This window comes from Comamonas sp. B-9 (assembly GCF_000410635.1).
Lineage (GTDB): Bacteria > Pseudomonadota > Gammaproteobacteria > Burkholderiales > Burkholderiaceae_C > Comamonas.
The window spans coordinates 9759-20611 of record NZ_KE148545.1 but is presented as its reverse complement, the minus strand read 5'-3'; the positions used below and the strand labels follow the sequence as shown (position 1 = coordinate 20611).

The 10853-nt window shown below is 63.5% G+C and carries 2 protein-coding genes; one reads left to right on the top strand and one right to left on the bottom strand.

All coding sequences use genetic code 11. From position 1 onward, the window contains the following. Nucleotides 1-119: 119 nt before the first annotated feature. Entirely contained in the window at nucleotides 120-830 is a 711-nt protein-coding gene (locus H928_RS0108940; RefSeq protein ID WP_043339384.1) for a response regulator transcription factor, read from the bottom strand. A gap of 597 nt (nucleotides 831-1427) precedes the next feature. On the opposite strand from H928_RS0108940, the gene H928_RS26865 reads away from it, so the two are divergent. After that, the coding region (locus H928_RS26865) for a putative Ig domain-containing protein (RefSeq protein ID WP_204366295.1) at nucleotides 1428-10853 on the top strand (9426 nt) is incomplete at its 3' end.

The following is a 10853-nucleotide window of genomic DNA, read 5'->3' as shown; positions in this document are numbered from 1 at the left end:
CTGGGGAGTGCTGGCTGGCGCGGTTTGGGCCATCGCAGGCCCAGCCAGCAGTACAAACAGCAGCACCAGCAGGTACGCCCCGGCTTGCAACAGGCGGGGCAGGGGGTGAGCGCGCGGGCTCACTCAATCATTCCCCGGGCGCGCGCCTCGCGCACCGCCATCATGCGCGAGGAGACGGCCAGCTTGCGGTAAATGCGCTTGACATGGCTCTCCACCGTATGGCGGGACAGATGCACTTCGTTGGCGATCTCACGGTTGCTCATGCCATCGGCCACCAGGCGCAAGATCTCGGCCTCCCGGGGCGTCAGGCCCACATCGGGCTCGCCGCCGCTGGCAGCGGGCGCTGCGTGGTCGGCCGGCTTGGGCACGCGCAGTGGCAGCAGCTGCAAAATGCGCCGGGCAATAAAGGGGTCGATCGGCGCGCCCCCGCGCAGCACGCTGCGGATGGACAGCATCACCTCGAAATCGTCGCGCTGCTTGAGCACATAGCCCGTGGCCCCGGCGCGCAAGGCGCTCAGGATCAGTTCTTCGGAGCTCCAGGCCGACACCACCAGAATGCCCAGCCCCGGATCCTCGGCCCGCAGCTCTTCGATCAGCGACTGGCCATTGCCATCGGGCAGGCGCAAATCCACCAAGGCCAGGCCCACCGGCCCCTCGGCGACCACAGCCCGCGCCTCTGCCAGCGTGCCGGCAAAGATCAGCGCATCGTCCTCATAGCCAAGCTGGTGCAGCACCTGGCGCAAGCGTTGTTGCAGAAGCGGCTCGTCCTCCACGACCAGGACGGGGACAGGCAAAAGAGCATCTTCAACAAGCAACGAAGGTTCAAGCATGGATAAGCAAAAAAACGCGCGGGCGGACCCCCGCGATGGTATGCGAGTGGGCGAAAAATGCTATCCCTGAAATTGGGGAATTTGCGCGGAATGGTTCCGCTTGGAGCCAGGCCTGCGCAGCGAATGGCAGACGAAAGAACCAGCTAATGCTGGCTTTTAAATCTGGCGGCTGCGAAAAAGCAATATGGCTGGAAATGCAGTTTTATATTTATAGGTTCGGCAAATAGATTGACGGAAGTCACACCGTAAGGAATCTCTAAGTTTAGAAACCATAAGTAAATATAGTTTTTTTTAAAAACAGTGATAGAGAGAAACAAAGGTTTCAAGAGAGAATGGCGCCCATTTCTATCATCGAGCGACGGGCGGGGTATGACAGGTCAGAAGGTATCGCAGCCGCAAAGACGAGAGCTGCAACAAAAGATAGTTTGGGTAAGCATATTTTTGATGGCTTTATGGTTGTTGCTGTGGTCCGCATCTGCGGTCGCACAAACTGCCAATATGACTTTGGAGCGGGTAAGTCTTTTCTTCAGCGATGGCGTTGCAGCTGAGGAAATACTACAAGTCCCTGCGCAAGTCCAAGCACCGCTTAAAAACGGCTTGACGCTTATCAATGCCGAGAAATCCAGATTTGGCGCAAGTGGCGTGCAGTGGAAGTGGTTACTTCGAAATAGCACCGCATCGCCGCTTGACGATGTGCGCATCACCGGCTTTGTGGATATTGACCAGGATGCTGCCGATAACACCTTTTTCAACGAGTCGGTGTTGGCCCCGACGCTGACCGCACCTGCTGGCCATATTGCTGCGGATCGATGGGAAGCGGGAGAGATGGGCTATTGGGCTGGCTCCTTGCTGTCACGCGCTGCGGTCGGTGATCTGCTCAATAGCACCCAGGCACCGTCTGCTGGCGAGGATATGGCTATCGCTCTGTCCGCCATACCCGGTCAATTGGCTCCCGGGCAGGAGCTCAGCGTCTGGTTGGTCGTGGGTGACCAGGACAATGCCGGGGCTACGCAAAATGACCTGGCATCGCTGCGCAAGCATTTTGCGCAGTTCTATTTATTCAAAGGCGCGGCACCGGATAACCGTGCGCAAGTGGATTACGCCGTCACGCAGACGGTGGCCAGTACCCAATACAAAGTGGGTGAGTTGGTGCAATACCGCCTGGTGGTCAGCAATGCCGGTCTGGTTGCAGGCACGGGCGTGACCTTGAGCAGTACGGTGCCAGCCTCGCTGGCCGATGTGCAGTGGGTGTGTACTGCCCAGGGCCTGGCTGCCTGCGATGCCAGCCCAGGCATGGGCCACCAGCTGCGGGTGGATGCCCAGGTGCCCGCTGGCGCTGGCAACCAGGTGGTGGTGACGGTGACCGGTAGAGCGACTGCAGATGGCGTGCTGACGCACCGAGCCTCGGTGGCGCCAACGAACGCCGATACCGTGGATACGAATGCAGCCAACAATGACAGCCTGGTGCAGATCAGTGTCAGCACTGCAGGGGCTGCGCAGGCCGATTTGGCGGTGTTCAAAACCACCAGCACACCCAACGTGCTGCCCGGCGGCAAGCTGGCCTTCCAGCTGGTGGCTGTCAACCATGGCCCGGCAGCGGTCAGCGCAGCGCGGCTGCAAGACCTGATGCCCTCGGGCGTGGAGGACGTACGCTGGACTTGCAGTGCACGCGGTGGTGCCGTATGCGGCACAGCGTCAGGGCAAGGCGGCGATATCCAAGTGCTGGCGGAGATGCCGGTGGGCGCTTCCATCACCATCGATGTGACGGGCGCCATGGCGCAGACTGGCGGTCATCTGGTCAATACCGTAACCGTGGCCGCCGAGTTGCCCGATCCCGTGTTGTCCAACAACAGCGCATCCGCCTCCGTCAATGCACCTGCGGGCGCCCTCAAATCCATTCCCACCATGGGATGGCTGGCGCTGAGCGTGCTGTCGGTGTGCACCTTGCTGCTGGGCGCACGGTGGCTGCAGCGCAAGGGCGGTGTGGGCAGCCGGCGCGGTTGGATGCTGGCCTTGCTGCTGGTGCTGGGCCTGGGCGCGGGGGGAGATTCGCACGCCATCTTTGTCAATGGCGATTTTGAAAGCCAGACGGTAGCGAGCTGGACCAAACGCTTTGGTTCCAATCCAGGCCTGACCGGCGCGCCGCCATTCCAGGTGGGCGATGTGCGTTTCAATGGCGGTGGTGTTGAAAAGGTCACGGTGGTGGACGGCCGGTTTGACCCGCGCGCGCCGCAGCTGGTGCTGCCGCGTCAAGGCAATTTCTCGGCCAAGGTCAACGACCACGACAACGGTGCGCATATCAACGAGATCAGCCAAAAGGGTGTGATTGCCGAAACCGACCGCGATCCGGGCGACGGCAAGCTGCATGTGCGCTTCAGCTATGCCGCCGTGCTGGAGGACCCAGGGCATGAGCCCACGGGCCAGCCCTACTTTTTTGTTGAAATCAGGGATTTGACCAAGGGCGAGACGCTGTACTACGACTTTGCCTTTGCCAACCAGCCTGGCCGCGTGTTCTACACCACGGTCTACAACGGTAGCAAGTGGGTGTCCACGCCCTTTATCGATGTGGATCTGGAGGTGCCCGACAGTAGCCTGGGCAACGAGCTGCAGATCCGTGTGGTGGGCGCCGACTGTGCCCATGGCGGCCACGGCGGCTATGTGTATGTGGATGCCTTTGGCTCGGTCAGCATTCCGCCGCAGGGCGCCTGCGTCAATGACCTGCAACTGCGCGCCAAACCTGGCAATGTGCAGCTGACCTGGGCCGATACCGGCGCCGCCAGCTATGCGGTCTACCGCGCAGACAAGCTGGAAGGTCCTTTTGTGCGTTTGGGCACCACGCAGTCGCGCCACTCTACCTGGCTGGACCGCACGGTGCAGGCGCAAAAAACCTACTACTACAGCATCCGGGCGCTGGATGTGGATGGCCATGCGCTGTGCAGCTCTGGCGAGGTAGCGACCTATGTGCCTGCGCACTGGAGTGTGGGCGACCCGGTGAACCGCCCGCCGATCTTCACCAGCCAGCCCGTGCTGGGCGGGGATGTCCGCCAGCTGTACGAATACCAGGCAACGGCCATCGATGCCGATGGCGACCCGCTCAGCTACCAGCTGATGTATGCCCCCGTGGGCATGACCGTGGATGCCGCCACCGGCAAGATCAGCTGGCAGCCAGGCTTGATGGGGGATTTCCGCGTCAACCTGCAGGTGAGCGACGGCAAGGGGCTGCTGGCCAGCCAGGCCTTCTCCATCCATGTGGTGGATGGCAACCTGCCGCCGCAGATCACCAGCCAGTTTCCTGCCAAGGTACCTGCGGGTGTGAGTTTCTCCCACCAGGTCACCGCCACAGATCCCGAGAAAGGTCCGTTGCAGTACACCTTGGGCAGCCAGGCGGCGGGGATCAGCATCAATGCCTCTGGCGGCATTTACTGGACCAACCCCGAGCCCGGCACCTATCCGCTGGTGATCCAGGTCACCGACCAGTTTGGTGCCCGTGATGTGCAGCGCGTGGTGGTGTCCGTGCAGGCGTTCCCGGCATTCACCAGCCTGCCGGTGTTGACGGCCACCGTGGCCCAGCCCTATACCTACCAGGCGCTGGCCAGCGACCGCGATGGTGACGCTATTGTCTACAGCGTGCTCAGCGGCCCTGCTGGCCTGGTGATCAACGCCAGCAGCGGCGCCGTGACCTGGCCATCGCCGGTGGCGGGGACGGCCGCGGTCGTCCTGGCAGCCACTGATCCGGATGGGAACCAAGGCAAGCAGAGCTTCAGCATTCGCACCACGGCCACCCCCAACCGGGCCCCGGTGTTTATCGCCACACCGGTCACCTATGTGGCCTACCCCGCCACCTACGGCTACACGGCCTCGGCCAGCGATGCCGATGGTGACAACCTGGTCTGGAAGCTGCTGCAGGCACCTGCTGGCATGACGATCAGCGAGCGCACGGGCGCGATCGCCTGGAAGTTCGCCAGCAACGTCGCTGGCAAGTTTGCCGTGCGGGTGCAGGTGGACGACCAGCGTGGTGGCCAGACCGAGCAGGCGTTTGAAATCCAGCTGCCGGTGTATGGCAATGGGGCACCCACCATCACCAGCCGCCCGCCTAGCCAGGTGCGCGCTGGCGCCATCTATAGCTACTCGGTCACGGCTTCCGATCCTGAGGGCGAGACGCTCAGCTACCGCCTGGCCTCCGGGCCTGCAGCAGCCGCTTGGACGGGCAACCAGCTGAGCTGGGCCACCAGCGTGGCCGATGTGGGCGTGCATGCGCTGCTGATCGAGGTGGCCGATACCGCCGGCAACGTGGCGCAGCAGAACTGGCAGCTCGAAGTGCTGCCCGCCAGCGGCAACCAGCCGCCGGTGATCACCTCCACCCCCAAAGTGACGGCCGTTGCTGGTGGGGTGTATGAATACCAGGTGGTGGCCACCGACCGCGATGGTGACCCGCTCAGCTACCAGCTGCAGACCGGCCCGGCAGGCATGACGATCTCTGCCACCGGCAAGCTGGAGTGGCCCGTGCCCGCAGGCTTTGCCGGCAGCGAGACGGTGGAGATTAAAGTGGCCGATGGCCGGGGTGGCGAAGTGACCCAGGCCTATGCGATAGGCGTGGGCGTTACCGCCAACCGACCGCCGCTGATCAATTCGACCCCGGTCGCCACCGGCACGGCCGGCGCAGCCTACCTGTACCAGATTCTGGCCAGCGATCCCGATGCGGATGTGCTGACCTACAGTGTCTCCACCAGCGAGCCTGGGATCACCATCGATGCGCAGACGGGCCGGGTCTCCTGGGCCGTACCGGCAGGCACGAGCGGACAGGCGCAGCTGACCGTGCTGGTGACCGACGGCAAGGGCGGTACCGCATCGCAGACCTATGCCATTGGCGTGGGCCAGCCCGGCAACCGTCCGCCTCGGGTGACCACGCAGCCTGGCACCAGCGCTGTCTCGGGCGCCAGCTATACCTATGCGCTCAAGGCCGAGGATGCCGATGGTGATACCTTGGTCTATGCATTGACGGAGTTCCCGCAGGGCATGCTGATTGACAGCAGCACCGGTGCCATCCAGTGGAGCGTTCCTGCCAATGTGGCTGGGCTGGCACCTGTGATGGTGGAGGTGACGGACGGCAAGGGTGGCATCGCCACCCAGGGCTACGCCATCTCGGTCTCGGGCGCCTCCAACCGCGCACCCGCATTCAGCTCCACACCGGTGACTTCGGCCACCGCAGGTTCGGCCTACGCCTACACGGCGCGGGCGACCGATCCGGATGGCGATGCCATCAGCTATACGCTGGTCTCAGCCCCCGCCGGCATGGCGATCCATGCCACATCGGGCGCCATCAGCTGGACGCCCACCTTGGCGCAAGGCGGCACCCATGCAGTAGCCGTGCGCGCCACCGATGCCAAGGGGGCCTATGCCACGCAAAGCTTTGGCGTTTACGTGCAGCTGCCAACCAACAACCCACCCCAGATCAGCAGCAAGCCCACGCTGCGCTGGGCCCCGGGCGTGCCCTACCAATACCAGGTCACGGCCACCGACCCAGAGAACGACCCACTGACCTATGCGCTGGACAAGGCCCCTGCCGGCATGGCCATATCGGCCAGCGGCCTGCTGACCTGGAACAGCCCGGTGCTGGGCAGCCATGCGGTAGAGATCAAGGTGCAGGACAGCCGTGGCGCCTATGTGGTGCAAAGCTATACCTTGCAGATTGCGGCCAACCGCGAGCCGGTCATCACCAGCGCGCCCGTGCCCACTGCGGCCATTGCTGCGCCTTATGCCTACCAGGTGGTGGCCACAGACCCGGATGGTGACTTCCTCACCTACCGGATGAGCGGCGCACCTGCTACGTTGACCCTGTCGGCCACAGGCCTGATCTCGGGCACGCCGACTTCGCAAGGCACGCATGCGATCACCGTGACGGTGTCGGACGGCCAGGCCTCCGTCACCCAGAGCTGGACCTTGCGCGTGACCGAGCCCGCAGCGGGTGGCCCGCTGGAGGCAGGCGTGACGCCATCGCCCAAGTACCTCAACCTGGGTGAATCGACCACCTTGCAGGTGTTTGCGCAGGGCGGCACCGCGCCCTACACCGTCAGCAGCCTGACGGTGAACGGCCGTGCCGTGACGGTAAACGCCGCTTACCAGGCCATCTTCACGCCCACGTCGATGGGCAAGCACAACCTGCGCCTCACCTTGCGCGATGCCAAGGGCAGCAGCGTGACCGTGGACGACTGGTTCGGCGTCAAGGACCCCAGCGATGTGCTGGCGCCGTTGGCCGTCATCACCGCACCGGGCAGCTCGGACGACATCACGGTGACCGACGTGTTCGAGCCCACGGCCATCATCGGCACGGCCTCCGATACCAACCTGGCCGAGTACCTGCTGATGATCTCGCCAGCCGGCCAGAACCAGTGGAGCAAGATTGGCGGAGGCAGCGCCAGCGTGACGGCCGCCAAGCTCGGCGACCTGAACCCCCAGACCCTGGCCAACGGCTTGTACGACCTGGGCCTGATCGTGCGCGATATCTCGGGCAATGAGACCAGCGCCAAGGTAACGGTGGCTATCAGCGGTGAGCAAAAGACGGCGCCCCTGCAGCTGACCTTTACCGATATGGCTTTTGAGATCGATGGCCTGCCGCTCACCGTGCGGCGCAGTTATGACTCGCTCAAGCGCGCGCAGCGCATGGACTTTGGCTACGGCTGGTCGGTGGACTACCAGGACGTCTGGTTGCAGACCAATGGTGTGCTGGGCCGCTCCTGGGTGATGCAGGAGACGGGCTCGGGCTTCAATCGCAAGATCTGCGTGCGGCCCCAAGGCTCCCGCGTGGCATCGGTGCGTATGCCCGATGGCAGGCTCGAGCGGTTCGACCTGCGGGCCAGCCCCGAATGTGTGAGCGTGCTGCAGTGGGCGTCCAACCCCAGCGTCAGCCTCGCTTTCAGCGCCAAGGCCAGCAACAAGAGCGGCAGCAAGCTCGAAGCGTTGGGCTACGGCGATCTGCGCCTGGCCGGTGGTGATCTGTTCGACCTGGGCACGACCGAGACCTTCAACCCCAGCCAGTACAAGCTCACCACCTTGGATGGCATCGAGTACATCCTGAACAAGGACTTCGGCATCCAGCAGATCAAGGACCGCAACGGCAACAGCCTGCAGTTCACGCGCAGCGGAATCAGCCACTCTGGCGGCTGGGCGCTGGCCTTTACCCGCGATGCGCAAGGCAAGATCAGCAAGATCAGCGGCCCCGGCGGCCAGGTGCTGAACTATGGCTACGATGCGGCGGACAACCTGATCTCGGTGGTCGACCAGAGCAATGCCGTCTCCGACTTCCGTTACGAGAACCCCAAGGTGGCGCATGGCCTGACCAGCTACACCGATCCGCTGGGCCGGCTGGCGCTCAAGACCACGTATGACGACGCCGGGCGCGTGCTGAGCCAGACCGATGCCGCCGGCAAGGCCGTGACGGTGAGTACCGACAACACGGCAAACAAGCAGACCATCAAGGACCGCAACGGCAACACCACCGTCTATGACTTTGATGACCGGGGCAATATCACCCGCGTAGTGGATGCTGCAGGTGGCACCACCCAGTATGCCTATGACGCCAATGACAACGAGATCGAGGTGATCGACGCGTTGGGCCGCAAGACCACGCGCAGCTACGACGCATTCGGCAATGTCACCAGCGAAACCGACCCCGCCGGCCGTGTGACCAAGACGGCCTTCAATGCGCAAGGCAATGTCACCACCATCACCGATGCGGCAGGCAACGTCACCACCAATGGCTACAACGCCAGCGGTGATCTGACCGCCATCACCGATGCCGCAGGCAAGGCCTTTGGCATGGGCTACAGCCCGACGGGTAGCCTGAGCAGCATGACCGACAAGGTCGGCAATGCCACCCGCTACACCTATGCCAAGATCAATGGCACCACGCTCAAGCAGACCGAGACGGCTCCAGACGGTACGGTGACCACCTACGCTTACGACAGCGCAGGCAACGTCATCTCCACTACGCGCGCCATCGTCACCCAGCCGGGCCAACCTGCCACCACGGTGGTAGAAAAGACCAGCTACGACACCAAGGGCAATGTCACCAGCCGCACCAATGCGGTGGGCGACACCAGCACCTACCTCTACGATGCGGCGGGCCAGCTGGTGCAAGAGACCGACAGCCAGGGCCGCAAGACGGCGCATGAGTACAGCCTGCGCGGTGAAAAATCCAAAACTACCTACCCGGATGGCAGGGTGGAGAGCTGGGCCTATGACAACAACGGCAACGAAACCCAGAGCTGCACCGGCAGCCTGTGCACGCGCACAGCCTACGATGCGCTGGACCGCGCCACCAAGGTCACCGACCCAATGGGCTTTGCCGTCGAGAGCGTGTACGACGCAGCAGGCCAGCTCAGCTCCAGCAAGGATGCGCGCGGCAACAGCACGGCGTTTGAATACGACCTGGCTGGCCGTGAAACCAAGCAGACCAATGCCGCTGGCATTGCGGTGACGCGCGAGTACGACCTGGCGGGCAACCTCGTCAAGACCACCGACGGCTTGGGCCGGGCGGCGGTCCACGTCTACAACAACACCCAAAAGCGCACCAGCACCACCTTGGCCAATGGCGCGGTGACGCAGTTTGCGTATGACGCCAATGGCGTGCTGCTGAGCGAGACCAACCCGCTGGGCCATGCCTACCAGTTTGGCCACGATCCGCTGGGCGGTCTCAAGACTGTGACCGACCCACTGGGCAAGGCGACCGGCTACACCTGGAATGGCAGCAACCAGCTGCTGACCCAGACCGATGCCAACGGCCACACCACCCGCTATGGCTACGACAGCGCTGGCCGTCGCGTGGCACGCACGCTGCCGGGCGGCAAGAGCGAAGGCCTGGTCTACGACAGCGAAGGCCGCCTGGTGACCCGTACTGACTTTGACGGTAGCCAGACCATCTACAGCTATGACGTGGGCGGCAAGCTCAGCAAAGTCACGCGCAGCGATGGCCGCAGCCTGAGCCAAGGCTATGACAGCTTTGGCCGCATGAACAGCCAGACCGATACGGCCTATGGCAACCTGGGTCTGACCCTGGACGGTAACGACCGCGTCACCCGCGAGGTCTGGAGCCACAACAGCCTGGGCACCAGCTTCAGCGCGACCCTGGACTACGCCTGGGACGCCAACAGCAACCGCACCCAGGTCAGCACCTCGGGCCAGACCATCAAGGCCGGCTACAACACGCTCAACCAGCTAGAAACCCTGACCCACCCCGATGGCAGCACCACCCGTTTTGCCTACGACAACGCCGGCAACCGCGTGCAGGTGATGCGGGCCGACGGCAGCACCACCGACTACCAGTACAACCTGGCCAACCAGCTGACCGCCGTGCTACACAAAAAGGCAGACGGTGCAGACATTGCCAGCTTTGTCTACACCCTCAATGCCGCAGGCCAGCGCACCCAGGTGGCCGAGCGCATGGTGGGGGTAGGCAGCCCGGAAGAGACGGTAGAGCGCTCGGTGCACTACCAGTACGACGCTGCTGGCAAGCTGCTGCAAGAGCGGGTGGCACAAACCGCGCCTGCGGTGTTTGACTCGACCATCGACTACGTCTACGACGACGTGGGCAACCGCAGCCGTCGCAGCGTCAGCCACAACGGCCAGGTCACCACCTACCAGTACGACAGCCATGACCGCCTCACGCAAAGTGTGGATAGCCTCAACGGCACCACCACCTACCAGTGGGACGAGCGCGGCAACCTGGTGCAGAAGGCATCACCCGCCGATACCACCACCTATGCCTGGACAGTGGACAACCGCCTGGCCAAGGTCAGCACCGGCGCAAAAACGGTCGAGTACGGTTATGACAGCAGCGGCCGCCGCATCAAGCGCCTGGTCAAAGAGGGCGCCAGCACTACGGAGACCCACTACAAGGTGGACCACCAGCGCAGCTACAGCGAGATCCTGGTTGAGAGCACCAAGGTCAACAGCGGCGCCTGGGTCGATACCGTGCATGTGCACACCCCCGATGGCCTGGGCGAGTTGATCGCCAGCACCTCGGCT